The sequence below is a fragment of the Streptomyces sp. TSRI0107 genome, from assembly GCF_001905845.1.
Classification (GTDB): domain Bacteria; phylum Actinomycetota; class Actinomycetes; order Streptomycetales; family Streptomycetaceae; genus Streptomyces.
The window spans coordinates 638,367-663,894 of record NZ_LIVZ01000007.1 but is presented as its reverse complement, the minus strand read 5'-3'; the positions used below and the strand labels follow the sequence as shown (position 1 = coordinate 663,894).

Sequence of the window (25,528 nt, the reverse complement as noted above, 5' to 3'; positions counted from 1 at the left end):
CGTGGCGAGCCCTGCTTCCGGTCGCCGCGCGTGCGCGGTCGGCGCAGTGGTCGTACAGCCGCATGTCAGTCCTTGAGCTCCAGCACACCGGATATCCCGGCCCGGCGCGGCGGCCGGCCGCCGTCGAGTTCCGCGTCGTCGGCGATCCGTCCGTCGAAGAAACTGATCACCCGGTCCGCCGCGCTCGCCATCCGGGCGTCGTGGGTGACCAGCACGATCGTCTGGCCGCGCTGGTGGAAGCCGGACAGCAGCCGCACCACCTCGCGGGTGCCCTTGCTGTCGAGGCTGCCCGCGGGTTCGTCGGCCAGCAGCAGAGGCGGCTGGTTGACGAGGGCGCGGGCGAGCGCCACCCGCTGCTGTTCGCCACCGGACAGCTCACCGGGCATGCTGCGTTCCTTGCCGGTGAGCCCCAGGTCGGCCAGCAGCCGCTCCCGCTCGGCGCGCGCCCGCTTCGGCGGGACCCCGGCGAGCAGGGCGGGCAGTTCCACGTTGTCGGCGACGGACAGGTTGGACACCAGGTTGAAGAACTGGAAGACGATCCCGATGCGGGTCCGGCGCTCCACGGCCCAGCGGGCCTCGCTGTACCCGTCCGTGCACTCGCCGTCCAGCCAGATGCTGCCGGCGTCGGGCCGCTGGAGCCCGCCGAGCAGGTGCAGCAGCGTCGACTTGCCGGCGCCGGACGGCCCGGTGATCGCCACGAACTCCCCGCGCCGCACGGACAGGTCGACGCCGCGCACGGCATGGGCGGGCGCGCCCTCGCCGTGGTGCGTCTTCACCAGGCCCTCGGCGCGCAGCACGGGAGCGGAAGCGTCGCTCATTCCAGCTCCTCCAGTTCTTCCTGACACCGCTCCAGCCAGTCGAGGTCGGCCTGGAGGTGCAGCATCGCGCCCTCGATCAGCAGCTGGGCGATGCGGTTGTCGCGGTTCTCGGCGGTGGCCAGCTTCGACAGGTTTCGCATGGTGTTCAGGTACTGGCGCCGCTGTCGGTTGATGAGGGCGATCTGGTCGGCGAGACCGGTCTGCGGGGCGAGGGCGAGCTTCATGAAGAACTCGTCCCGCACGCGCGGCTCGTCCTCGGTCTCCTCGAACCAGGCGTGCAGCGCCTCCCGCCCGGCGTCGGTGAGGTGGTAGACCTTCTTGTTGGGCCGGCTGGACTGCTCGATGTCCTCGCCCTCGATCAGTCCCGACTTCTCGAGGCGGCCGAGGGTGACGTAGATCTGGCCGACGTTCGGCTGAGGGTACGCGGAGCCCAGCAGTTGCTCAAGGTCCTGTTTGAGCTCGTAGCCGTGGGCCGGGCCGCGTGCGAGGAGTGCCAGGAGAGGCAGGCGCACTCGTGCAATCCTCCTGTCCTCGCCATGTGCGTAATGTGCTGCGTAATGTGCTCCAGGCCCTAGTATCGCCCATACCTAACGGGTATACATGGCCTCTGACCCGGGCGAGGGTGCCCGTGGCCGGTGTACAGGGAGGAACCTATGCGGTGGATACGGGCCGCCGGTAGGGGCCTCCTCGTCCTGGTCGTGCTGTTGACCGGATACATCGCCTCCGGCGCGCAGGCGCAGCCGGGGGAGAGCGGGGGCGGACGCGGTCCGCTCACCCTGGCCACCGCGGGGGACCTCACCGGCTATCTCGGGCCCCTGCTGGAGCGCTGGAACCGTGCTCATCCCGGTGAGCGGGTCACCCTCGTCGAACTGCCGGACTCGGCCGACGAGGCGCACGCGCAGATGGCCACGGACCTGCGCGGCGGCGACCGCAGCCGGTTCGACGTGCTCAACATCGACGTCGACTGGACGTCGGAGTTCGCCGCCGCGGGCTGGATACGTCCGCTGCCCCGCGACCGCTTCGCCCTGAAGACCTTCCTGCCGCCGGTCGTCGCGACCGCGACCTACGACGGACGGCTGTACGCCGTCCCGTATGTCACCAACGCCGGACTTCTCCTGTACCGCAAGGACATCCTCGCCAAGGAGGGCGTGCCGCCGCCGCGCACCTGGGCCGAGCTGGAGCGGCACGCGGAGACCATCGCCCCGAAGTACGGGCTCGACGGCTACGCCGGCCAGTTCCTGCCGTACGAGGGTCTGACGGTGAACGCGGCGGAGGCGGTCTACTCGGCGGGCGGCACCATCCTCGGCGACGAGGGCGAACGGGTCACCGTGGACTCGGCGGCCGCCCGCGAGGGCATCGGGTTCCTCGCCCGCGGGGTCCGCGAGGGGTGGATCCCCGAGGAGGCGCTGACCTACAAGGAGGAGGAGTCCAAGCGGGCCTTCCAGGACGGCCGGCTGCTCTTCCTGCGCAACTGGCCGTACGCGTACGTCGCCGCGTCCGCCGAGGACTCCGAGGTCGCCGGGAAGATCGGCGCCGTACCGCTGCCCGGGCCGGACGGCCCCGGCACCAGCGTGCTCGGCGGCTCCAACCTGGCCGTCAGCGCCCACGCCCGGCATCCCGACACGGCCGCGCGGCTGATCGCCTACCTCACCGGCGAGCGCGTGCAGCGCCAGGTCCTCACGCGCGGCGCGCTGCCGCCCGTACGCGCCGACCTCTACGACGACCCGGAGCTGATCCGGGCGTTCCCCTATCTGCCGACCCTGCGCGAGAGCGTGCTCGCCGCCGCGCCGCGCCCCAAGAGCCCGCACTACGACCAGGTCAGCCTGGTGGTGCAGGCGGTCGTGCACGACGCGATGACCGGGCAGGAGACGCCCGGCTCCGCGGTGCGCAGGCTGGCGCGTGAGCTGGCCGCGATCTCGGGCCGCTGACCTCGCCGATCGGCAGAGGTTCCCCTCTCCTAGTTACATGTTAGGTAACGCCGACGTATCGCTTGCCGTTTTGTGACCGGATAAGTCCTGATTTTTCTGGTCAACTGTCAGGCGGCTGCGCTCCGTTCATTGACACCCTCTCGACACGCCTACTTAACATGCATGCATAACGGTTGGCTTTTGAGAGACAGGTCAATGGGTTGAACACGCACCACTGGTGGCGGGACGCGGTGATCTACCAGGTCTACGTCCGCAGCTTCCTGGACAGCACCGGCGACGGCATCGGCGACCTCGCCGGCGTCCGCGCGGGGCTGCCGTACCTGAAGAAGCTCGGCGTCGACGGGATCTGGCTGAGCCCCTTCTATCCCTCGCCGCAGCACGACCACGGGTACGACGTGGCCGACTACTGCGACGTCGACCCGCTCTTCGGCGACCTCGCCGAGTTCGACCAGCTGGTCGCCACCGCCCGGCGGCTCGGCATCAAGGTGCTGCTGGACATCGTCCCGAACCACTGCTCCAGCGAGCACCCGTGGTTCCGCGAGGCGCTGGCCGCCGAGCCCGGCAGCCCGGCCCGGGCCCGCTTCCACTTCGCCGAGGGCCGCGGCCCGGACGGCTCCGAGCCGCCCAACAACTGGCACGCCATGTTCGGCGGCCCGGCCTGGTCCCGCGTCACCGAGCCGGACGGCCGGCCCGGCCAGTGGTACCTGCACATGTTCACGCCCGAACAGCCCGACTGGAACTGGCGCGAGCCCGAGATCCCCGCCGAGTTCGAGCGGATCCTGCGCTTCTGGCTCGACCGCGGCGTCGACGGCTTCCGCATCGACGTCGCCGCCGGCCTCTTCAAGCACCCGGACCTGCCCGACAGCGACGACCCCGAGGCCGACGCCCGCACCCGCGACTCCGTCAACCCGCTCGCCTGGAACCAGCCCGAGGTGCACGACGTATGGCGGCGGTGGCGCGCGATATGCGACGAATACGCCGCCCGCGACGGCCGTGAACGCCTCCTGGTCGGCGAGGTGTCCGTGCCCACCGCCCGCGAACACGCCCTGTACGTCCGCCCCGACGAACTCCACCAGGCCTTCTTCTTCGACCTGCTCAGCGCCCCCTGGGACGCCGACGCCTTCCGCAAGGTCGTCGCCGAGGCCATGCAGGACATCGCCGGCACCGGCTCCACGGTCACCTGGGTGCTCAACAACCACGACCAGGTCCGCACCGTCACCCGCTACGGCGAACCCGCCACCGAGGGCAGCGGCCTCGGCGCCGCCCGCGCCCGCGCCGCCGCGCTGCTGATGCTGGCGCTGCCCGGAGCGGCGTACATCTACCAGGGCGAGGAACTGGGCCTGCCCGAGGTCGTCGACCTCCCCGACGACGTGCTCACCGACCCGATCTTCCACCGCACCGGCAGCCGCGCCCGCATCCGCGACGGCTGCCGGGTGCCCCTGCCGTGGTCCGGCACGGCCTCGCCCTTCGGCTTCACCTCCGGCGCCGAGGGCGCCAAGCCGTGGCTGCCGCAGCCGGACTACTTCGCCGAGTACGCCACCGACCGCGCCCTCGCCGACACCCGCTCCTTCTGGCACCTGTACCGCGACGGACTCCAACTGCGCGCCGCCCTGCCCCAGCTCGGCGAGGGCACCCTGCGCTGGCTCGACACCCCGCCCGGCGTGCTGGCCTTCACCCGCGGCGACGACCTCGTCTGCGCCGTCAACTTCGGTACCACGCCCGTGCCCGCGCCGGTCTCCGGCACCCCGCTGCTGTCCAGCGGCCCCTGCCCGGCCGGAGTGCTGCCCGGCTCGACGGCGGCCTGGTGGATCAACGACCTCCCGCTCTCCTCCTGAGACATCCTGCGAAGGGACATCAACGATGATGCGACGACGTACCACCCTGCTCATGAGCTGCACCGCCCTCGCCCTGGGCGCGACCGCCTGCGGCGGAGGCGACCCCGTCTCGGCCGGCGGCGGCGACCAGGCCCTGAGCGGCCAGACCGTCACCGTGGCCGGTGTCTGGTCCGGCACCGAGCAGAGGAACTTCCAGAAGGTGCTGGACGCCTTCACCGAGAAGACCGGCGCCAAGACGCAGTTCGTCTCCACCGGGGACAACGTCTCCACCGTCGTCGGCAGCAAGATCGAGGGCGGCAACGCCCCCGACGTCGTGATGGTCCCGCAGGTCGGCGTGCTCAACCAGTTCGCCGAGCAGGGCTGGCTCAAGCCGCTGTCGAAGAAGACCCAGGAGTCCGTCGCCGCCAACTACGCGCCCGTCTGGAAGGACTACGGCAGCGTCGACGGCACCCTCTACGGCCTCTACTTCAAGGCCGCCCACAAGTCGACCGTCTGGTACAGCCCCGACGCCCTCTCCCAGGCCGGGGTCGAGCCGCCGAAGACGTACGACGCGATGCTGAAGGCCGGCCGGACCGTCTCCGACTCCGGGCTCGCCGCCTTCTCCGTCGCCGGGCAGGACGGCTGGACCCTCACCGACTGGTTCGAGAACATCTACCTCTCCCAGGCCGGACCCGAGAAGTACGACGCCCTCGCCGCCCACGAACTGAAGTGGACCGACGCCTCGGTCGTCGAGGCGCTCACCACGCTCGGCAAGCTGTTCAAGGACAAGCAGCTGATCGCCGGCGGCCAGAAGGGCGCCCTGAACACCGACTTCCCGGGCTCCGTGGAGAAGGTGTTCGGCCCCGAGCCCGAGGCCGGCATGGTCTACGAGGGCGACTTCGTCGCCGGTGTCGCCAAGGACCAGTTCGGCAAGGCGATCGGCGAGGACGCCGACTTCTTCCCGTTCCCCGCGGTCGGCGACGGCAAGGCGCCGGTGGTCAGCGGCGGCGACGCGGCCGTCGTCCTGAAGGACGGCAAGAACCAGAAGGCCGCCCAGGCGCTCCTGGAGTACCTGGCGACGCCGGAGGCCGCGGCCGTGTGGGCGGAGGCGGGCGGCTTCCTCTCCCCGAACAAGAAGCTCGACCTCGCCGCGTACGGCGACGACGTCACCCGCGCCACCGCCAAGTCCCTCGTCGCGGCCGGCGACTCGGTCCGCTTCGACATGTCCGACCAGGCCCCGGCGGCCTTCGGCGGCACCAAGGGCACCGGCGAGTGGAAGATCCTCCAGGACTTCCTGCGCGACCCGTCGGACCCGAAGGCCACCGCCGCCGACCTCGAGGCCGCAGCGGCCAAGGCGTACCGGGGCTGACATGACTGCGACGCTCGTGAAAGAGGCGAGCCCGCCCACCACCGTGGGCGCCGGGACTCCCCGGCGCCCGCGGCGGCGGGGCCGGACCATCGCCCTGCTGTTCGTCTTCCCCGCGCTGCTCCTGCTCGGCGCGCTCGTCGTCTACCCGGTGCTGTTCTCCATCGGCCGCAGCTTCTTCGACGCCTCCGGAACCCGGTTCGTCGGCGGCGAGAACTACACCGAGATGTTCCGCGACCCGGCCACGCTCAAGGCCGTCCGCAACACGGCGATCTGGGTCGTCGTCGCCCCGGCGCTGCTCACCGGACTCGGCCTCATCCTGGCCGTGCTGGTGGAGAAGGTCCGCTGGGCGACCGCGTTCAAGCTGCTGCTGTTCATGCCGATGGCGGTGTCCTTCCTCGCGGCCGGGATCATCTTCCGGCTCGCCTACGACGAGGACCCCGACAAGGGCGTGCTCAACGCGGCCGTGGTCTCCGTCCACGACGCCTTCACGGGCACCTCGTCCTATCCGACGGCCCGGGCCCGCGACGGCCAGGGCCTGGACAAGGCGGCGGACGGCTCGTACGGCACGACCCGGAGCGCGGCACCGGGGGACACGGTGGCGCTCGGCCTGGTCGGGGTGCGCCCCGACGACCTGCCCGCCGACGCCCGGCCCGCCTTCCGGGCGGCCGGCCTGGACGCCGCCCCCGGCGAGCTGCGCGGGGTCGTCTACCTGGACTTCACCCCCGGCGGGGGCGGTGAGCAGGGCAAGGTGGACCGGCGGGAGAGCGGGCTGCCGGAGATGACGGTCGAGGCGGTCCGGGACGGCCGTACGGTCGCCTCCACGACCACCGCGTCCGACGGTTCCTTCCGCTTCCCTGACCTGGCCGACGGCTCGTACACCGTGCGTCTGCCCGCCGGCAACTTCGCCCCGCCCTACGAGGGGATCTCCTGGCTCGGCCCGGCACTCGTCACCCCCGCGATCATCGGCGCGTACCTGTGGATCTGGACCGGGTTCGCGATGGTGCTCATCGGCGCGGGACTGTCGACGCTGCCACGCGACGCCCTGGAGGCGGCCCGGATGGACGGCGCGAACGAGTGGCAGATCTTCCGCCGGATCACCGTGCCCCTGCTGGCGCCGGTGCTGACGGTCGTCTTCGTGACCCTCGTGATCAACGTGATGAAGGTCTTCGACCTCGTCTACATCATCGCGCCCGGCCCCGTGCAGGAGGACGCGACCGTGCTCGCGACGCAGATGTGGCTGGTGTCGTTCGGGGGCGGCAACAACCAGGGGCTGGGCAGCGCGCTCGGTGTGCTGCTCCTGCTGCTGGTGATCCCGGCGATGGTCTTCAACGTCCGCCGTTTCCGAAGGAGTCAGCGATGAACGCGATCCGGCGCGGGCTGGGCAACGGCCTGGTCCAGGCCTTCCTGGTGGTGGTCGGACTGGTGTGGATGACACCGCTGGCCGGGCTGTTCCTGTCGTCGCTGCGCTCCGCCGAGGACACCGCGAAGGGCGGCTGGTGGACGGTGTTCACCAGCCCCGGTCAGCTGTCCTTCGACAACTACTCGGCGCTGCTGGACAACTCGGGCATCACCCAGGCCTTCTGGAACACCGTCCTCATCTCGGTGCCGACCACCGTCCTGGTCGTCGTCGTCGCCGCGCTCGCCGGATACGCGTTCGCCTGGCTGGACTTCCCCGGACGCGAACCGATCTTCCTCGGCGTGGTGGCGCTGCTGGTGGTGCCCGTGCAGATCGGCCTGCTGCCCGTCGCCAAACTCTTCGGCCAGCTGGGCCTGTTCGGCACGATCCCCGGCGTGGTGCTCTTCCACGTGGCCTACGGCCTGCCCTTCGCCGTGTTCCTGCTGCGCAACTACTTCGCCGAGATGCCGAAGGAGATGCTGGAGGCGGCCCGCATGGACGGCGGCAGCGAATGGCGGATCTTCACCCGCCTGGTCCTGCCGGTGGGCCGGCCCGCCATCGCCAGCCTCGCCATCTTCCAGTTCCTGTGGGTCTGGAACGACATGCTGGTCGCCCTCCTCTTCGCGGACAGCTCGGCACAGCCGCTGACGGTGGAACTCCAGTCCCAGATCCGCCAGTTCGGCAGCAACATCGACGTCCTGGCCCCCGGCGCGTTCCTGTCCCTGGTGGTGCCGGTGGTGGTGTTCTTCGCCTTCCAGCGGCACTTCGTGCAGGGTGTGATGGCCGGTTCGGTGAAGTGAGGAACGAAAAAAGGGGCGGCGGAGGTTTCGTACCTCCGCCGCCCTTTTTCGTCCGTCCGCTCACGCGCTCACGGCGACGCCGGCGGATACAGCGACCGCGGCAGCTGTGCGGCCGCCGGCGCGTCCAGCAGCCACAGGGTGCGGGAGCGGCCGTACGCCCCGGCCGCCGGGGCCTGGATCTCGCCCGCGCCCGACAGGGCCATCGCGGCGGCGTTCGCCTTGTCCTCGCCCGCCGCCAGCAGCCACACCTCACGGGCCGCCCGGATCGCCGGGAGGGTGAGGGTGACCCGCGTCGGCGGGGGCTTGGGGGCGCCGTGGACGCCGACCACCGTGCGCTCGGTCTCCCGTACGGCAGGCAGCTCCGGGAAGAGCGACGCCACATGGGTGTCCGGGCCGACGCCCAGCATCAGCACGTCGAAGGTCGGCACCGCGCCGTGGTTCTCGGGACCGGCCGCGCGGGCCAGCTCCTCGGCGTAGGCGGCGGCGGCCGCGTCCACGTCGGAGCCGTACGGGCCGTCCGAGGCGGGCATGGCGTGCACCCGCTTCGGGTCCAGCGGCACCGAGTCGAGCAGCGCCTGGCGCGCCTGGGTGACGTTGCGCTCCGGGTCGCCCTCGGGCAGGAACCGCTCGTCACCCCACCACAGGTCCAGCCGGCCCCAGTCGACGGCGTCCCGCGCGGGCGCGGCGGCCAGCGCGGCGAGCAGGCCGTTGCCGTTGCGGCCGCCGGTGAGCACGACGGACGCGGAGCCGCGCGAGGCCTGCGCGTCCACGATCTTCGTGATCAGCCGGGCCGCCGCGGCCTGAGCCATCAGGTCCTTGTCGCGGTGCACGACGAGCTGCGGAGTACTCACTTCGCCGCCGCCTTCTTCGCCGGAGCCTTCTTGGTGGCCTTCTTCGCCGGTGCCTTCGCGGCCTCCTCGACCGGCTCCGGGACGGCGACGGGCTCCTCGGAGGCGACCGGGTCACCGGCCTCGGACCCCTCGGGAACCACAGGCTCCTCGGGCTCCTCGGGCTTCGCGTTCAGCCGCTCCACCCCGAACCGCAGCGCCGAGGCGTACGTGTCGTCCGGGTCCAGCCGGCGCAGCTCCTCCGCGATCAGCTCGGCGGTGTCGCGCCGCTTGAGCGCGACCGCCCGGTTCGGCTGCCCCTGGATGGACAGGGTCGCCAGCGAGCCGTCGGCGCGGTCGAGCACGATCGGGCCGCAGTCGGTGTCCATGCGGACCGCCGTCAGCCCGGGCCCGGCCGACACCGAGCGCCGGACCGGCACGTCCAGCCGGTCCGCGAGCCACATCGCCAGCAGCTCGCAGCTCGGGTTGAACTCCTCGCCCTCGACCTCGACGCCCCGCACCTCGCAGACGACCTGGTCCAGGGCCGCGGCCAGCATCGAACGCCAGGGCGTGATGCGGGTCCACGACAGGTCCGTGTCGCCGGGGGTGTAGGTGCCCGCGCGGGCGGCCAGCTCCCGCACCGGCTGCTCGGCGGCGTAGGTGTCGGTCACCCGGCGCTGGGCCAGCGCGCCCAGCGGGTCGTTCGCCGGGTCCAGCGGCGCGTTGACCGGCCACCAGACCACCACGGGGGCGTCGGGCAGCAGCAGCGGCAGCACCACCGACTGGGCGTGGTCGACCACGTCGCCGTACAGCCGCAGCACCACCGTCTCACCGGTGCCGGCGTCCGCGCCGACCCGCACCTCGGCGTCCAGCCGGGACTGCGTGCGGTCGCGCGGGGTGCGCGAGACGCGCTTGACGACCACGAGGGTGCGCGAGGGGTGCTCGCGCGAGGCGTCGTTCGCGGCCTTCAGGGCGTCGTACGCGTTCTCCTCGTCCGTGACGATGACCAGCGTGAGCACCATGCCGACGGCCGGGGTGCCGATGGCTCGGCGGCCCTGCACCAGCGCCTTGTTGATCTTGCTGGCCGTGGTGTCCGTGAGGTCTATCTTCATGGCCGGCGCCAGCTCCGTCCGTCTCGCTCGAGCATTTCGTCCGCCTCGACGGGACCCCAGGTACCGGCCGGGTACTGGGCCGGCTTGCCGTTCGTGTCCCAGTACTCCTCGATCGGGTCGAGGATCTTCCAGGACAGCTCGACCTCCTCGGTGCGCGGGAAGAGGTTCGAGTCGCCGAGCAGCACGTCCAGGATGAGCCGCTCGTACGCCTCCGGGCTGGACTCGGTGAAGGACTCGCCGTACGCGAAGTCCATCGACACGTCCCGGATCTCCATCGACGTGCCCGGCACCTTGGAGCCGAAGCGGACGGTGACGCCCTCGTCGGGCTGGACTCGGATGACGATCGCGTTCGAGCCCAGCTCCTCCGTCGCCGTGGTGTCGAAGGGGGAGTGCGGGGCCCGCTGGAAGACCACCGCGATCTCCGTCACCCGGCGGCCGAGGCGCTTGCCGGTGCGCAGATAGAAGGGGACGCCCGCCCAGCGGCGGTTGTCGATGCCCAGCTTGATCGCGGCGTAGGTGTCGGTCTTGGAGTCGGGGTCGGTGCCCTCCTCCTCCAGATAGCCGACGGCCTTCGCGCCGCCCTGCCAGCCGGCCGTGTACTGGGCGCGCACGGTGTCGCGGCCCAGGTCCTTCGGCAGCCGCACGGCGCCGAGCACCTTGGTCTTCTCCGCGGCGAGCGCGTCGGCGTCGAAGGAGGCGGGCTCCTCCATCGCGGTCAGCGCGAGCAGCTGGAGCAGGTGGTTCTGGATGACGTCGCGGGCTGCGCCGATGCCGTCGTAGTAGCCGGCCCGGCCGCCGATGCCGATGTCCTCGGCCATGGTGATCTGCACGTGGTCCACGAAGGACCGGTTCCAGATCGGCTCGAACATCGTGTTGGCGAACCGCAGCGCCAGGATGTTCTGGACGGTCTCCTTGCCCAGGTAGTGGTCGATCCGGAAGACCTGGTCGGGCGCGAAGACCTCGTGGACGATCGCGTTCAGCTCCTCGGCCGACTTCAGGTCGTGGCCGAAGGGCTTCTCGATCACCGCGCGCCGCCAGGACCCGCCGGTCTGGTCGGCCAGCCCGTGCTTCTTCAGCTGCTGGATGACCACGGGGAAGGAGCGCGGCGGCACGGACAGGTAGAAGGCGAAGTTGCCGCCGGTGCCCTGCGCCTTGTCGAGTTCCTCGATGGTGGCGCGCAGCTTCTCGAAGGCCTCGTCGTCGTCGAAGGTGCCCTGGACGAAACGCATGCCCTGGATGAGCTGCTGCCAGACCTCCTCGCGGAAGGGGGTGCGGGCGTGCTCCTTGACGGCGTCGTGGACCTCCTGCGCGAAGTCCTCGTGCTGCCACTCACGGCGGGCGAAGCCCACCAGGGAGAAGCCCGGCGGAAGCAGACCACGGTTCGCGAGGTCGTACACGGCGGGCATCAGCTTCTTGCGCGACAGATCGCCCGTGACGCCGAAGATCACCAGGCCCGACGGCCCCGCGATACGCGGGAGCCGTCGGTCTGCGGGGTCACGAAGCGGGTTCGCTCCGGTGACGGGGCTCAAGGTCTCAGCCCTCCGAAGGGGCGAGGCGCTTCAGCTCGGCCTCGGTCGACTTCAGCAGGTCGTTCCAGGACGCCTCGAACTTGTCGACGCCCTCGTCCTCCAGCAGCTGCACCACGTCGTCGTACGAGATGCCGAGCTTCTCGACCGCGTCCAGGTCGGCCCGCGCCTGCTCGTACGTGCCGGCGATGGTGTTGCCGGTGATCTCGCCGTGGTCGTCGGCGGCCTGCAGGGTGGCCTCCGGCATCGTGTTCACGGTGTTCGGCGCGACCAGCTCGTCCACGTACATGGTGTCCTTGTACGCCGGGTCCTTCACACCGGTCGACGCCCACAGCGGACGCTGCTTGTTGGCGCCCGCCCGCTCCAGCGCGCTCCAGCGGTCCGAGGAGAAGACCTCCTCGTACGCCTGGTAGGCGAGCCGGGCGTTGGCGATGGCGGCCTTGCCGCGCAGCGCCTTGGCCTCGTCGGTGCCGAGCGCGTCGAGCCGCTTGTCGATCTCGGTGTCCACGCGGGACACGAAGAAGGACGCCACCGAGTGGATCAGGGAGAGGTCCAGGCCCTTCTCCTTCGCCTTCTCCAGGCCGGAGAGGTAGGCGTCCATGACCTCGCGGTAGCGCTCCAGCGAGAAGATCAGCGTGACGTTGACGCTGATGCCGTTGCCGATGACCTCGGTGATCGCGGGCAGGCCCGCCTTGGTCGCCGGGATCTTGATCAGCGTGTTGGGGCGGTCCACCAGCCAGGCCAGCTGCTTGGCCTCGGCGACGGTCGCCCTGGTGTTGTGCGCGAGGCGCGGGTCGACCTCGATCGACACCCGGCCGTCCTGGCCGTCGGTGGCGTCGAAGACCGGGCGCAGGATGTCGGCGGCGTCCCGGACGTCCGCCGTGGTGATCATGCGGATGGCCTCTTCGACCGTCACCTTGCGGGCGGCGAGGTCCGACAGCTGCTGGTCGTAGCCGTCGCCGCTGCTGATCGCCTTCTGGAAGATGGTCGGGTTGGTGGTGACGCCCACGACGTGCTGCTGGTCGATCAGCTCGGCGAGGTTGCCGGAGGTGATCCGCTTGCGCGACAGGTCGTCCAGCCAGATCGCGACGCCTTCCTCGGAGAGGCGCTTGAGTGCGTCTGTCATGGAAAATGCATCTCCTACGTGTCGTATATGAGCGTCAGCGCTGGGCGGCGGCGAGCGATTCCCGGGCCACGGCGGCCACGTTCTCCGCGGTGAAGCCGTACTCGCGGAACAGGACCTTGCCGTCGGCGGAGGCACCGAAGTGCTCCAGGGAGACGATCCGGCCCGCGTCCCCGACGTACTTGTGCCAGGTGAGACCGATACCGGCCTCGACCGCGACACGCGCCTTCACGTGCGGCGGCAGGACGCTGTCCCGGTACCCCTGGTCCTGCTCCTCGAACCACTCCACGGACGGCATGGACACCACGCGGGTCGGCACGCCGTCGGCCTGCAGCCGCTCGCGGGCCTCGACGGCGACGTGCACCTCGGAACCGGTGGCGATCAGGATCACCTGGGCCTCGCCGCCGTCGGCGTCGAACAGCACGTAGCCGCCCTTGGCCGCGTCGTCATTGGGCTCGTACGTCGGCACGCCCTGCCGGGTCAGCGCCAGACCGTGCGGCCGGCCCTTGCCGTACTCCTTGGTGTGGCGCTTGAGGATCTCGCGCCAGGCGATCGCGGTCTCGTTGGCGTCGGCCGGGCGGACCACGTTCAGGCCCGGGATGGCGCGCAGCGAGGCCAGGTGCTCGACCGGCTGGTGGGTCGGGCCGTCCTCGCCGAGGCCGATGGAGTCGTGCGTCCACACGTACGTCACCGGCAGGTGCATCAGGGCCGACAGACGCACGGCGTTGCGCATGTAGTCGGAGAACACCAGGAAGGTGCCGCCGTAGATACGGGTGTTGCCGTGCAGCGCGATGCCGTTCATCTCCGCGGCCATCGCGTGCTCGCGGATACCGAAGTGGATCGTGCGGCCGTACGGGTTCGCCTCCGGGAGCGGGTTGCCCTCGGGGAGGAACGACGACGTCTTGTCGATCGTCGTGTTGTTCGAGCCGGCCAGGTCGGCCGAGCCGCCCCACAGCTCCGGGATGACCTCGCCGAGGGCCTGCAGCACCTTGCCGGACGCGGCACGGGTGGCGACCGCCTTGCCGGGCTCGAAGACCGGGAGCTTCTCCTCCCAGCCGGCCGGCAGCTCGCCCTTGGCGACGCGGTCGAACTCGGCCGCGCGCTCCGGGTTGCTGTCGCGCCACTCCTGGAAGGACTTCTCCCACTCGGCCCTGGCCTCACGGCCGCGCTCGAGCGCCTTGCGGGTGTGCTCGATGACCTCGTCGGCGACCTCGAAGGTCTGCTCCGGGTCGAAGCCGAGGACGCGCTTGGTGGCCGCGACCTCCTCGTCGCCCAGCGCCGAGCCGTGGGCGGCCTCGGTGTTCTGCGCGTTCGGGGCCGGCCAGGCGATGATCGAGCGCATGGCGATGAAGGACGGCCGGTCGGTGACGGCCTTGGCCTTCTGGATCGCGTCGAAGACGGCCTGCGGGTCCAGGTCGCCGTTGGCCTGGGCCGCCACGCGCTGGACGTGCCAGCCGTAGGCCTCGTAGCGCTTGACGGTGTCCTCGGAGACGGCCGTCTCGGTGTCGCCCTCGATCGAGATGTGGTTGTCGTCCCACAGCAGGATCAGGTTGCCGAGCTTCTGGTGGCCCGCGAGGGAGGACGCCTCGGCGGAGATGCCCTCCTGGAGGCAGCCGTCACCGGCGATGCAGTAGACGTAGTGGTCGAAGGGGGACTCCCCGGCGGGGGCCTCCGGGTCGAACAGGCCGCGCTCGTAGCGGGCGGCCATGGCCATGCCGACGGCGTTGGCGACACCCTGGCCGAGCGGGCCGGTCGTCGTCTCCACGCCCACCGTGTGGCCGTACTCGGGGTGGCCCGGGGTCTTGGAGCCCCAGGTGCGGAAGGCCTTCAGGTCGTCCAGTTCGAGGCCGAAGCCGGCCAGGTACAGCTGGGTGTAGAGGGTCAGGGACGAGTGGCCCGCGGACAGCACGAACCGGTCGCGTCCGACCCAGTCGGCATCCGCCGGGTCATGCCGCATCACCTTCTGGAAGAGGGTGTAGGCGGCCGGCGCCAGGCTCATCGCCGTACCCGGATGGCCGTTGCCAACCTTCTGTACGGCATCGGCGGCGAGGACTCGGGCGGTGTCCACGGCCCGCTGGTCCAGCTCGGTCCACTCGAGGTCTGTGGTGGTCGGCTTGGTGCTCACCCTGAGTCAGGGCTCCTCTCCACATGTCGGATGCCGGTGTGGGCGTACACCGACCGCCGGTGCACTTCACGCCCACCGGCCGCTGTCGAGCCTACCCCCGCGAGAACGCGCATTTTTTCGAGTCATTACAGACTGCCGGGACTCGCGGGGATCCGCCTCCTGACCGGGCCGGACCGGCTTCGCCAAGTGAATACGAAGGTGCTCATCTGACCGCTCAATCGACGCGCATCGGCCGCACATGTGACGGTCACACAAGGGTCATCCGGCGCCCATTCGAGCGGCCGCCCGATCGCTCGACCGAATGATCGTTCCGGGCTCCCGGACGCGCCCTCCCACGCACCCCCCGACGCACCCTCCCGCGCACCCCCGCACGCGCGCCGGACCGCGCCGCCCAACACGACCCCACCCCCGCGAAGATCGGGGTATGGGCAACGTCTACAGTGGCGTGGTACGCGCGAGCCTTTACCCGCACTTCACACGGGGAGGCTTGCTGGGATGTCTCTGTCAGGGGTGTGCGTGACGGCCGTTGAATCCCGTCCTGCGGGGGTTATCGGGACGAGCCAGAGCCCGAGTCACCGGCCGTTCGGGGCCCGTGTGAAGGCGTTCGTGGCGCTGACCAAGCCGCGGATCATCGAGCTGCTGCTCATCACGACGGTGCCGGTGATGTTCCTCGCCGAGCAGGGCGTGCCCGACCTCGGTCTGGTGCTGCTCACCTGCGTCGGCGGGTACCTCTCCGCGGGTGGCGCGAACGCGCTGAACATGTACATCGACCGGGACATCGACGCGCTGATGGACCGCACCTCGCAGCGCCCGCTGGTCACCGGCATGGTCAGCCCACGCGAGTGCCTGGCCTTCGGCATCACCCTGGCGGTGGTCTCGACCCTGCTGTTCGGCCTCACCGTCAACTGGCTGTCGGCCTGGCTCTCCCTCGCCGCGCTCCTCTTCTACGTCGTCGTCTACACGATGATCCTCAAGCGCCGCACCTCGCAGAACATCGTCTGGGGCGGCATCGCCGGCTGCATGCCGGTGCTGATCGGCTGGACCGCGGTCACCAACTCGCTCTCCTGGGCCCCGGTCGTCCTCTTCATGGTGATCTTCTTCTGGACGCCGCCGCACTACTGGCCGCTGTCCATGAAGGTCAAGGAGGACTACGCGCGCGTGGGCGTCCCGATGCTGCCGGTGATCGCCTCCAACAAGGTCGTCGCCAAGCAGATCGTGATCTACAGCTGGGTGATGGTCGCCGTCTCCCTGCTGCTGACCCCGCTCGGCTACACCGGCTGGTTCTACACGGCCGTCGCGCTGGCCGCGGGCGGCTGGTGGCTGTGGGAGGCGCACGCCCTGCAGAACCGGGCGAAGGCCGAGGTCACGGGCGGGAAGCTGAAGGAGATGCGGCTCTTCCACTGGTCCATCACCTATGTGTCACTGCTGTTCGTCGCGGTGGCGGTGGACCCCTTCCTGCGCTGACGGACATCCGTACCGGCCGACCGGCGGGGTGCGTGGCCAAGGCCACGCACCCCGCCGGTCGCCGTTTGATCTACCCGTCGGTAGCATCCTGGCCATGGCAGACACGCAGCAGGTTGACGCGAAGGCCGAGCGCACGGTCGCCCGGCTCGCCAAGCGCATCAGCGCCTTCTCCAAGGCACACGGCGGGGCCGAGGGCCAGGTGGCGTACATCGGGCAGCGCGGCGCCCGGATCGTCCTCGTCGGCGAGGACGGCGGCTGGGGCGACCTGGTGGCCCCCTCCTACGAGCTGGCCGAGCAGGCCGTGGCGAAGGCCGGCATCACCGTCCACGAGGACTTCGACGGCGAGTTCGCCGCCAAGGTGAAGACCGGCCCGTACGAGTGGTCCCGGATGGCGGGCATCCAGGTCGGCGGCCCCGCCAACCCCTGACACCGGCCGCCGGTTCGCACGGGGTGCGCGACCGCAGTACCTGACACCCGGTTCACCCGTTAGGCCTCGTAGGAGTACGCGGTCCAGTCACGGGAGCCCCGGATGATCGAAACGCCGTCCCTCGTGGACCAGTACTGCCACGGCGTGCTCAGAACGGAGCTGGGCCTCGGCACCTTCGAGGCTCAGCTGGCCCGCACCGAGGGACCGCCCGCCCCGGGCACCACCCTCTTCGACACCCAGACCGGGTTCGCCGTACGGCGCTGGTGCCCGCCCCTGCTCGGCCTGGAACCCCACTGCCCGCCCGCCCGCTATCTCGCCCGGCGCCGGGAACTGGGCGTCCTGGAGGCCGGCCGGCGGCTGCTGCGCGGCAGCGGCATCACCACGTACCTGGTCGACACCGGCCTGCCCGGCGACCTGACCGGCCCCGGCGAGCTGGCCGCCGCCTCGGCGGCCGAGGCCCGGGAGATCGTCCGCCTGGAGCTGCTGGCCGAACAGGTCGCCGACACCTCCGGCACCGTCGAGTCCTTCCTCGCCAACCTCGCCGAGTCGGTCCACGGCGCCGGCGCGAGCGCGGTGGCCTTCACCTCCGTGGCGGGCGTACGGCACGGTCTCGCGCTCGCCCCCGATCCGCCCGGCCCGGGGGAGGTGCGGGGCGCGGCGGGACGCTGGCTGGCGGCGCGTCCCGTCGGCGGGGAACTGAGCGACCCGGTGCTGCTGCGGCACCTGCTGTGGAGCGCCGTCGCCACCGGGCGGCCCCTCCAGCTGCACGCCGGGCTAGGCGAGCCGGGGCTGCGGATCGACCGCACGGACCCGGTGCTGCTCACCGACTTCGTACGGGCGACGGCGGGCCTGGGCACGGACCTCGTCCTGCTGCACGGCTACCCCTACCACCGGCACGCGGCCCACCTGGCCGGAGTCTTCCCGCATGTCTACGCCGACTCCGGCGCCGCCCTGGTGCGCACCGGCGCCCGGGCGGCCACCGTCCTCGCCGAGATCCTGGAACTCGCCCCGTTCGGCAAGATCCTCTTCTCCAGCGGGGCACAGGGCCTGCCCGAGCTGCACGTCGTCGGCGCCCGGCTGTTCCGCGAGGCCCTGGCACGGGTGCTGGGCGGCTGGGTCGCCGAGGGAGCGTGGTCCCTCACCGACGCCCAGCGGGTGGCGGGCCTGATCGCCGCGGGGAACGCGCGGCGGGTGTACGGGCTGGACTGAGGGCCCGGACAGGGCCGCTCAGACGTTGGTGAGCGCCGCCCGCTCCGGCTGTCCCGGCAGGTCCGCCGGGTCGGTGCCGGGCCGTTCGCGCAGCGACAGCACCACCCGTACGGTCCAGATCCACATCACGGACGAGCCGAGCATGTGCAGGCCGACCAGGATCTCGGGGAGGTCCGTGAAGTACTGGACGTAGCCGATGGCGCCCTGCAGAAGCAGGATCACGAACAGCTCCCGGGTCCGGTTCAGCGGCCCGCGCGGGGCGTCGACCGCCTTCAGCACGAACCACAGGGCGAAGGTCAGCGTCACCACGATCCACGCCAGCACGGCGTGCAGCTTGCTGATCATCTCCCAGTCCACCGGCATGCGCGGCACGTCACTGGAGTCGCCCGCGTGCGGGCCCGCGCCGGTGACGACCGTGCCGACCAGGATCAGCAGGACGGTGACGGCGACCATGCACCACACCAGCTGCCGCACCGACTTGCCGACCAGCGGCCGCGGCGCGGCGTCGCCCTCGCGGGCGCGCTGCCACATCACCACGGCGATCGCGATGAGCGCGGACGTGGCGACGAAGTGGGCCGCGACCGTGTACGGGTTCAGTCCGACCAGCACGACGATGCCGCCGAGCACCGCGTTGCTCATGACGACCCAGAACTGCGCCCAGCCCAGCCGGGTGAGGCCGCGGCGCACCGGCTTCTGCGAGCGCGCCGCGATGATCGCCCAGCCGACGGCGGCGCACAGCACGTACGTCAGCATGCGGTTGCCGAACTCGATGGCCCCGTGCAGGCCCATCGCCGACGTCGCGGTCAGCGAGTCGTCGGTGCACTTGGGCCAGGTGGGGCAGCCGAGGCCGGAACCGGTGAGCCGGACCGCGCCGCCGGTGACCACGATGACCACCGACATGACGAGCGCGGCGAGCGCGGCCCGCTGGACCGTCCGGGGATCGGGGGTCCAGCGTGCGGCGATGAAGGCGAGCGGGTTGCGCAACGCCGCTTCGGCGTCGGCGCGGGTCAACTTTGGCACGCCCACCATCGTAGGGGGCTGCTTGTGCACGCGTTCACGAGGGGTGCGGAACAGACCTCGCGGCCTACTCCCAGCGGAAGAACCGCCCCGCTGCCGCGAGCCCCGCGACCGCCCACACCGCGAGGATCGCCAGGTTGCCCCACGGCAGGCCGGCGCCGTGCTGGAGGACGTCCCGCAGCCCGTCCGACAGGGCGGAGATCGGCAGCAGCCCGAGGACGTCCTGGGCGGCGGGCGGGAACTTCTCCAGCGGCACGATCACCCCGCCGCCGACGAGCAGCAGCAGGAAGACCAGGTTGGCGGCGGCCAGCGTCGCCTCCGCCTTGAGGGTGCCCGCCATCAGCAGACCGAGCCCGGAGAAGGCCGCCGTGCCGAGGACCAGGAGCAGCAGCACGGCGAACGGGTTGCCGTGCGGCGACCAGCCGAGCGCGAACGCGATCACCGTCACCAGGATCACCTGGAGGATCTCGGTGACCAGCACGGACGCGGTCTTGGCGGTCATCAGGCCCCAGCGGGGCAGCGGGGAGGCGGCCAGCCGCTTCAGCACGCCGTAGCGGCGTTCGAAGCCGGTGGCGATGGCCTGGCCGGTGAACGCGGTCGACATCACGGCGAGCGCCAGGATGCCGGGGGCGAGGAAGTCGACGGCCTCGCCCTCGCCGGTGTCGACGATGTCCACGGTGCTGAACAGGACCAGCAGCAGCGTCGGGATGATCACCGTCAGCAGCAGCTGCTCGCCGTTGCGCAGCAGCATCCTCGTCTCGAGCGCGGCCTGCGCGGCGATCATCCGGGGCAGCGGGGCCGCGCCGGGCTTGGGCGTGTAGACGCCGGTGGGGGTGGTCACGAGCGCAACTCCTTGCCCGTCAGCTCCAAGAAGACGTCCTCGAGGGTGTGCCGTTCGACGGAGATCCGGTCCGGCATCACCCCGTGCTGGGCGCACCAGGAGGTGACCGTCGCCAGCAGTTGCGGGTCGACCTTGCCGACCACCCGGTAGGAGCCCGGCGTCAGCTCGGCCGCCGCGCAGTCCGCGGGCAGCGCCTTCAGCAGGGAGCCCACGTCGAGGCCGGGGCGGCCGCTGAAGCGCAGGGTGTTCTCGGCGCCGCCGCGGCACAGCTCCTCGGGGGAGCCCTGGGCGATGACCTTGCCCGCGTCGATGATCGCGACGTCGTCGGCGAGCTGCTCGGCCTCGTCCATGTAGTGGGTCGTGAGGATCACGGAGACCCCGTCGGCGCGCAGGTCGCGGACCAGGTCCCAGGTGGCGCGGCGGGCCTGCGGGTCGAGGCCGGCGGTCGGCTCGTCGAGGAAGACCAGCTCGGGGCGGCCCACGACGGCCATCGCCAGCGCGAGCCGCTGCTGCTGCCCGCCGGACAGCCGCCGGTAGCCAGTACGGCCGCACGAGCCGAGCCCGAGCCGTTCGATCAGCGCGTCCACGTCCAGCGGGTGGGCGTGCAGCTTCGCCACGTGGCGAAGCATCTCGTCGGCCCGCGCGCCGGAGTAGACGCCGCCGGACTGGAGCATCACCCCGATCCGCGGGCGCAGCTCGCCGGACTGGCGGACCGGGTCGAGGCCCAGGACGCGCACCGTGCCGGAGTCCGGCCTCCGGTACCCCTCGCAGGTCTCGACCGTGGTCGTCTTGCCCGCCCCGTTGGGGCCGAGGACGGCGGTCACGCCCGCCCGGGCCACCAGGTCGAGGCCGTCCACCGCGGTCTTGTCGCCGTACCGCTTCACCAGGGCCTGGACCTGGAGCACGGGCTCGTTTCGCATGGCTCCAGAGTCTAGGTAGGCGCGGGGGGCCTCAGGCGGCCGGGTGCGGAAGTGCACCCGAGGACGGCCGGATCACTCACTCCGTTTCGAGCGCCCGGGGCCGGTGCTGTGCCAGCCAGCGCTCCGCGTAGGCCACCGCGTCGGCCATGGGGAACAGCCGTGCCCCGGCGGCGCCGACCTTGCCGCGGACGACGGGGCGGTCCCGCTCGTAGTCGTGGCCGAGCTCGTCGAACCGCTCGGACGAGACGGACACCTCGGTCACCACTTCCCAGCCGTCCGGCCCGGGACGGCCCACCTCGACCAGCGGCGCCGGTATCCGGTACTCGGCGAGATGGAAGCCGGTGCAGGCGTCGTAGCCGGCGCCGAGCAGCAGCACCCGGGCGCCGAGCCGTTCCAGCGCCGCGAGCGGGCTGCGCTCGCCGAGCCGGCAGTCGGTGGCGTGACCGTCGGTGATCTCCGCCGCCCGGGGGCCGAGCGCGGCGAAGGAGGTCTGGGGGTGGGCGGAGCGCCGGGCGCCGGGCCAGGTGCGGACGGTCTCGGGGACGACGCCGACGCCGCGGGTGGGCGTGATCAGGGGGTCGTAGGCCGGCATGGCGGCCCGGATGGTGTCCCACCACTCCTCGGGGACCGGCGGGTTCCCCCAGACGGCCGGGTCGGACAGGTCGGCGGTCTGGGTGGGGACGACCAGGGTGCCGTCCGGGCCGAGGACGTCGAGGAGCGCCTGCACGACGGCGACGGCGCCGCCGCACACCCAGCCGAGGGAGCTGAGCGAGGTGTGCGCGAGGAGGGTCTCACCGGGGCGGACGCCCAGCCCGGCGAGGTCGCCGGCGAGGGTGCCGCGGGTGACGAGTGGGCCGGTCGGAGGGGGTGTGGACATGATCCGGGAGTGTCCCGGAAGGGGGCCGTGGACGCCATCGATTTGTGATCTGCTTTGATCGATCAAAGATCGTTTCCGCAGGTCACCTTAGGTTCACCTAAGTGACGCAGGGCACCGTCCGCCGATTCGGACGCCGCTTGTCACGCTCTGAGGAATTACGCAACAATGGCGTTGTGAAAAACGTCGGCGAGGCTCGGGAGACCCCCACGGGGACCCCCCAGGAGGAGCTCGCGACCGGGGAGCGCTCGACGCGCAACCGGGTCGCGCGGTCCATCCTGGACCACGGCCAGTCGACCGTCGCCGAACTCGCCGAGCGGCTGGGCCTCACCCAGGCGGCCGTCCGCCGGCACCTCGACGCCCTCGTCGCCGACGGCGTCGTTGAGGCGCGCGAGCGGCGGGTGTACGGCGCCCGCACCCGCGGCCGCCCCGCCAAGGTCTTCGCGCTGACGGACTGCGGCCGGGACGCCTTCGACCAGTCGTACGACAAGCTGGCCATGGACGCGCTGCGCTGGATCGCCGAGCGTGAGGGCGGCGGCGAGGCGGTCGCCGCCTTCGCCCGGGCCCGGATCGCCGCACAGGCCGCCGCCTACCGGAAGGCGGTCGACCAGGCCGCCCCCGAGGAGCGCGCCGAAGCACTGGCCAAGGCCCTGAGCGTCGACGGGTACGCTGCTACCGCGCGCAGCGCGCCCACCGGCGAGCAGCTGTGCCAGCACCACTGCCCGGTCGCCCACGTCGCCGAGCAGTTCCCGCAGCTGTGCGAGGCCGAGACGGAATTTTTCGCCGAGCTGCTCGGTACTCACGTACAGCGGCTGGCCACCATCGCCCACGGCGACGGCATCTGCACGACGTTTATCCCGAAGACTTCCAAAACCACTCAGAACGCATCTGCAAGCACGGCCGGGAGGAACCCCGCATGACTCTCCCCACGGAGACTGCCCACCCTGAGCTCGAGGGTCTGGGCAAGTACGAATACGGCTGGGCCGACTCCGACGAGGCCGGTGCCGCTGCGAAGCGCGGCCTGAACGAGGACGTCGTCCGCGACATCTCGGACAAGAAGTCCGAGCCGGAGTGGATGACCAAGCTGCGCCTCAAGGGCCTGAAGCTCTTCGAGAAGAAGCCCATGCCGAACTGGGGCTCGGACCTGTCGGGCATCGACTTCGACAACATCAAGTACTTCGTGCGCTCCACGGAGAAGCAGGCGGAGTCCTGGGAGGACCTGCCCGAGGACATCAAGAACACCTACGACAAGCTGGGCATCCCGGAGGCCGAGAAGCAGCGCCTCGTCGCCGGTGTCGCCGCCCAGTACGAGTCGGAGGTCGTCTACCACCAGATCCGCGAGGACCTGGAGGAGCAGGGCGTCATCTTCCTCGACACCGACACCGCGCTCAAGGAGCACCCGGAGCTCTTCAAGGAGTACTTCGGCACGGTCATCCCCGCCGGTGACAACAAGTTCGCGGCCCTGAACACCGCCGTGTGGTCGGGCGGCTCCTTCATCTACGTGCCGAAGGGCGTGCACGTGGAGATCCCGCTCCAGGCCTACTTCCGTATCAACACGGAGAACATGGGCCAGTTCGAGCGGACCCTGATCATCGTCGACGAGGGTGCCTACGTGCACTACGTCGAGGGCTGCACCGCCCCGATCTACAAGTCGGACTCGCTGCACTCCGCGGTCGTCGAGATCATCGTCAAGAAGAACGCCCGCTGCCGCTACACGACCATCCAGAACTGGTCGAACAACGTCTACAACCTGGTCACCAAGCGTGCCGTCGCCTACGAGGGCGCGACCATGGAGTGGATCGACGGCAACATCGGCTCCAAGGTGACGATGAAGTACCCGGCCGTCTACCTGATGGGCGAGCACGCCAAGGGCGAGACCCTGTCCATCGCCTTCGCCGGCGAGGGCCAGCACCAGGACGCGGGCGCCAAGATGGTCCACATGGCGCCGAACACGTCGTCCAACATCGTCTCGAAGTCCGTGGCGCGCGGCGGCGGCCGTACGTCCTACCGCGGTCTCATCGAGATCGGCGAGGGCGCCCCGGGCGCCAAGTCGAACGTGCTGTGCGACGCGCTGCTCGTCGACACGATCTCCCGCTCGGACACCTACCCCTACGTGGACGTCCGCGAGGACGACGTGTCCATGGGCCACGAGGCGACCGTCTCCAAGGTCTCCGAGGACCAGCTCTTCTACCTGATGAGCCGCGGTCTCTCCGAGGACGAGGCGATGGCGATGATCGTGCGCGGCTTCGTCGAGCCGATCGCCAAGGAGCTGCCCATGGAGTACGCGCTGGAGCTCAACCGGCTGATCGAGCTGCAGATGGAGGGCGCGGTCGGTTAATCACCGGCACGCGAACCCCGTCAGGCCCCTTACGTAACGGAAAGCGAGCATTACGACAGCCATGGCTGAGGCTCAGAACTCCCCCACTCTCGGCTCCGCTCGAGCGGGGGGACCCCCACCGCTGGGATCCACCACCGCCGGCTCGATCGCGGTCGCCGCCGAGTCGACCGTCGTCTCGCGCATGAGCGCGCCCCCGTCCTTCGACGTGGCGGACTTCCCGGTCCCGCACGGCCGTGAGGAGGAGTGGCGGTTCACCCCGCTGGAGCGGCTGCGCGGGCTGCACGACGGCACCGCCGTCGCCGACGGCGAGGGCGTGAAGGTCACCGTCGAGGCCCCCGAGGGCGTCGTCGTCGAGACCGTCGGCCGGGACGACGCGCGGCTCGGCAAGGCGGGCACCCCGGTGGACCGCGTCGCCGCGCAGGCGTACTCCGCCTTCGAGAAGGCCTCGGTCGTGAGCGTCCCCAAGGAGACCGTCCTCACCGAGCCGATCCGGATCGCCGTGCACGGCGAGGGCGGCACCGCCTTCGGCCAGCAGGTGATCGAGCTGGGCGCCTTCGCCGAGGCCGTCGTCGTCATCGACCACACCGGTGACGCGGTGCTCGCCGCCAACGTCGACTACCTCCTGGGCGACGGCGCCAAGCTGACCGTCGTCTCCGTCCAGGACTGGGACGACAAGGCCGTGCACGTGGCCCAGCACAACGCGCTGATCGGCCGGGACGCCTCCCTCAAGTCGGTCGTCGTCACCTTCGGCGGTGACGTCGTCCGCCTCCACCCGCGCGTCACCTACGCCGGCCCCGGCGGCGAGGCCGAGCTGTTCGGCCTGTACTTCACCGACGCCGGCCAGCACCAGGAGCACCGCCTGCTGGTCACGCACAACGTGCCGCACTGCAAGTCCAACGTCGTGTACAAGGGCGCCCTCCAGGGCGACGCGGCGCACGCGGTGTGGATCGGCGACGTGCTGATCGAGGCCGCCGCCGAGGGCACCGACACCTACGAGATGAACCGCAACCTCGTCCTGACGGACGGCGCGCGGGTCGACTCGGTGCCGAACCTGGAGATCGAGACCGGCGAGATCGTCGGCGCCGGGCACGCGAGCGCCACCGGCCGCTTCGACGACGAGCAGCTGTTCTACCTGATGGCCCGCGGCATCCCGGAGCACGAGGCGCGCCGCCTCGTCGTCCGGGGCTTCTTCGCCGAGCTGGTCCAGCAGATCGGTGTCCCGGACATCGAGGAGCGCCTGATCGCCAAGATCGAAGAGGAGCTGGAGGCGGCGGTCGCATGACCACCTTCGTACGCGCCTGTGGACTGAGCGAGCTGGAGGAGGACACCCCGAAGCGGGTGGAACTCGACGGCACGCCCGTGTCCATCGTGCAGACCGAGGGGGAGGTGTTCGCGATCCACGACATCTGCTCCCACGCGAACGTCTCGCTCTCCGAGGGCGAGGTGGAGGACTGCCAGATCGAGTGCTGGCTGCACGGCTCCGCGTTCGACCTGCGCACCGGCAAGCCGTCCGGCCTCCCCGCGACGCGCCCCGTCCCCGTTTACCCCGTAAAGATCGAAGGGGACGACGTTCTCGTCTCCCTCACCCAGGAGTCCTGAG

The 25,528-nt window shown here is 71.0% G+C and carries 23 protein-coding genes; 12 read left to right on the top strand and 11 right to left on the bottom strand.

The window, feature by feature from the left end:
* Positions 1-65 precede the first annotated feature (65 nt).
* Positions 66-818 (bottom strand): ABC transporter ATP-binding protein, encoded by a 753-nt coding sequence (locus tag AMK31_RS22320; protein ID WP_073942354.1) that lies wholly within the window; start codon positions 816-818, stop codon positions 66-68.
* On the bottom strand, positions 815-1,330 hold the full coding sequence (locus AMK31_RS22315; protein ID WP_073942353.1) for a PadR family transcriptional regulator: 516 nt from the start codon (positions 1,328-1,330) through the stop codon (positions 815-817). Before AMK31_RS22315 ends, AMK31_RS22320 begins: the two co-directional genes overlap by 4 nt.
* A gap of 141 nt (positions 1,331-1,471) precedes the next feature.
* Here AMK31_RS22315 and AMK31_RS22310 point away from each other — a divergent pair, with 141 nt between their 5' ends.
* From AMK31_RS22310 to AMK31_RS22290, 5 genes are all read left to right on the top strand, one after another.
* Positions 1,472-2,746 (top strand): ABC transporter substrate-binding protein, encoded by a 1,275-nt coding sequence (locus AMK31_RS22310; RefSeq protein WP_073942352.1) that lies wholly within the window; start codon positions 1,472-1,474, stop codon positions 2,744-2,746.
* 200 nt (positions 2,747-2,946) lie between these two features.
* Positions 2,947-4,581 carry a glycoside hydrolase family 13 protein gene (locus tag AMK31_RS22305; RefSeq protein WP_073942351.1) on the top strand — a complete coding sequence of 545 codons (1,635 nt, stop codon included), beginning with the start codon at positions 2,947-2,949 and terminating at the stop codon, positions 4,579-4,581.
* A gap of 25 nt (positions 4,582-4,606) precedes the next feature.
* Positions 4,607-5,929: an ABC transporter substrate-binding protein gene (locus AMK31_RS22300; RefSeq protein WP_073942350.1), complete on the top strand. Its 1,323-nt coding sequence runs from the start codon at positions 4,607-4,609 to the stop codon at positions 5,927-5,929.
* Position 5,930: 1 nt separating this feature from the next.
* Positions 5,931-7,289 carry an ABC transporter permease gene (locus tag AMK31_RS22295; protein WP_073942349.1) on the top strand — a complete coding sequence of 453 codons (1,359 nt, stop codon included), beginning with the start codon at positions 5,931-5,933 and terminating at the stop codon, positions 7,287-7,289.
* Complete coding sequence (locus AMK31_RS22290; protein WP_073942348.1) at positions 7,286-8,125, top strand: carbohydrate ABC transporter permease; 840 nt, start codon at positions 7,286-7,288, stop codon at positions 8,123-8,125. Before AMK31_RS22295 ends, AMK31_RS22290 begins: the two co-directional genes overlap by 4 nt.
* Before the next feature lie 68 nt (positions 8,126-8,193).
* On the opposite strand, the gene pgl is transcribed toward AMK31_RS22290, so the two are convergent.
* From pgl to tkt, 5 genes are read right to left on the bottom strand one after another with little or no spacing between them, the layout of a single operon-like run.
* Positions 8,194-8,976: a 6-phosphogluconolactonase gene (gene pgl / locus AMK31_RS22285; protein ID WP_073942347.1), complete on the bottom strand. Its 783-nt coding sequence runs from the start codon at positions 8,974-8,976 to the stop codon at positions 8,194-8,196.
* Positions 8,973-10,064 (bottom strand): glucose-6-phosphate dehydrogenase assembly protein OpcA, encoded by a 1,092-nt coding sequence (gene opcA / locus AMK31_RS22280; protein WP_073942346.1) that lies wholly within the window; start codon positions 10,062-10,064, stop codon positions 8,973-8,975. The genes pgl and opcA overlap by 4 nt, the downstream gene beginning before the upstream one ends.
* A complete protein-coding gene (gene zwf / locus AMK31_RS22275; protein ID WP_073942345.1) occupies positions 10,061-11,593 on the bottom strand; it encodes a glucose-6-phosphate dehydrogenase in 1,533 nt (510 codons plus the stop codon). Before zwf ends, opcA begins: the two co-directional genes overlap by 4 nt.
* 4 nt (positions 11,594-11,597) lie before the next feature.
* Complete coding sequence (gene tal / locus AMK31_RS22270) at positions 11,598-12,716, bottom strand: transaldolase (RefSeq protein ID WP_073942344.1); 1,119 nt, start codon at positions 12,714-12,716, stop codon at positions 11,598-11,600.
* Between the two features lie 34 nt (positions 12,717-12,750).
* On the bottom strand, positions 12,751-14,838 hold the full coding sequence (gene tkt, locus AMK31_RS22265) for a transketolase (RefSeq protein ID WP_073942343.1): 2,088 nt from the start codon (positions 14,836-14,838) through the stop codon (positions 12,751-12,753).
* A 510-nt stretch (positions 14,839-15,348) separates the two neighbouring features.
* Here tkt and AMK31_RS22260 point away from each other — a divergent pair.
* From AMK31_RS22260 to AMK31_RS22250, 3 genes are all read left to right on the top strand, one after another.
* A complete protein-coding gene (locus tag AMK31_RS22260; protein ID WP_073942342.1) occupies positions 15,349-16,302 on the top strand; it encodes a heme o synthase in 954 nt (317 codons plus the stop codon).
* Positions 16,303-16,396: 94 nt separating this feature from the next.
* The gene (locus AMK31_RS22255; RefSeq protein ID WP_073942341.1) at positions 16,397-16,729 is read left to right on the top strand and encodes a hypothetical protein; all 333 of its coding nucleotides are present in this window, start codon (positions 16,397-16,399) and stop codon (positions 16,727-16,729) included.
* Between the two features lie 102 nt (positions 16,730-16,831).
* Complete coding sequence (locus AMK31_RS22250; protein ID WP_073942340.1) at positions 16,832-17,938, top strand: amidohydrolase family protein; 1,107 nt, start codon at positions 16,832-16,834, stop codon at positions 17,936-17,938.
* Between the two features lie 18 nt (positions 17,939-17,956).
* Here AMK31_RS22250 and AMK31_RS22245 read toward each other — a convergent pair whose 3' ends face one another.
* The 4 genes from AMK31_RS22245 to AMK31_RS22230 all read right to left on the bottom strand — a co-directional run bounded on the left by AMK31_RS22245 (position 17,957) and on the right by AMK31_RS22230 (position 21,593).
* On the bottom strand, positions 17,957-18,967 hold the full coding sequence (locus tag AMK31_RS22245; RefSeq protein ID WP_198948535.1) for a COX15/CtaA family protein: 1,011 nt from the start codon (positions 18,965-18,967) through the stop codon (positions 17,957-17,959).
* 55 nt (positions 18,968-19,022) lie between these two features.
* Positions 19,023-19,739: an ABC transporter permease gene (locus AMK31_RS22240; protein ID WP_241842699.1), complete on the bottom strand. Its 717-nt coding sequence runs from the start codon at positions 19,737-19,739 to the stop codon at positions 19,023-19,025.
* 53 nt (positions 19,740-19,792) lie between these two features.
* Positions 19,793-20,716 (bottom strand): ABC transporter ATP-binding protein, encoded by a 924-nt coding sequence (locus AMK31_RS22235; protein WP_073942337.1) that lies wholly within the window; start codon positions 20,714-20,716, stop codon positions 19,793-19,795.
* 76 nt (positions 20,717-20,792) lie between these two features.
* The gene (locus tag AMK31_RS22230; protein ID WP_073942336.1) at positions 20,793-21,593 is read right to left on the bottom strand and encodes an aminoglycoside N(3)-acetyltransferase; all 801 of its coding nucleotides are present in this window, start codon (positions 21,591-21,593) and stop codon (positions 20,793-20,795) included.
* A 173-nt stretch (positions 21,594-21,766) separates the two neighbouring features.
* On the opposite strand from AMK31_RS22230, the gene AMK31_RS22225 reads away from it, so the two are divergent.
* The 4 genes from AMK31_RS22225 to AMK31_RS22210 all read left to right on the top strand — a co-directional run bounded on the left by AMK31_RS22225 (position 21,767) and on the right by AMK31_RS22210 (position 25,527).
* Positions 21,767-22,510: a helix-turn-helix transcriptional regulator gene (locus AMK31_RS22225; protein WP_073942335.1), complete on the top strand. Its 744-nt coding sequence runs from the start codon at positions 21,767-21,769 to the stop codon at positions 22,508-22,510.
* Positions 22,507-23,928, top strand: a complete 1,422-nt coding sequence (gene sufB / locus AMK31_RS22220; RefSeq protein ID WP_073942334.1) for a Fe-S cluster assembly protein SufB — start codon at positions 22,507-22,509, stop codon at positions 23,926-23,928. The genes AMK31_RS22225 and sufB overlap by 4 nt, the downstream gene beginning before the upstream one ends.
* A gap of 61 nt (positions 23,929-23,989) precedes the next feature.
* Complete coding sequence (gene sufD, locus AMK31_RS22215) at positions 23,990-25,210, top strand: Fe-S cluster assembly protein SufD (RefSeq protein WP_073942333.1); 1,221 nt, start codon at positions 23,990-23,992, stop codon at positions 25,208-25,210.
* Positions 25,207-25,527, top strand: a complete 321-nt coding sequence (locus AMK31_RS22210; protein WP_073942332.1) for a non-heme iron oxygenase ferredoxin subunit — start codon at positions 25,207-25,209, stop codon at positions 25,525-25,527. The genes sufD and AMK31_RS22210 overlap by 4 nt, the downstream gene beginning before the upstream one ends.
* Position 25,528: the final 1 nt, after the last annotated feature.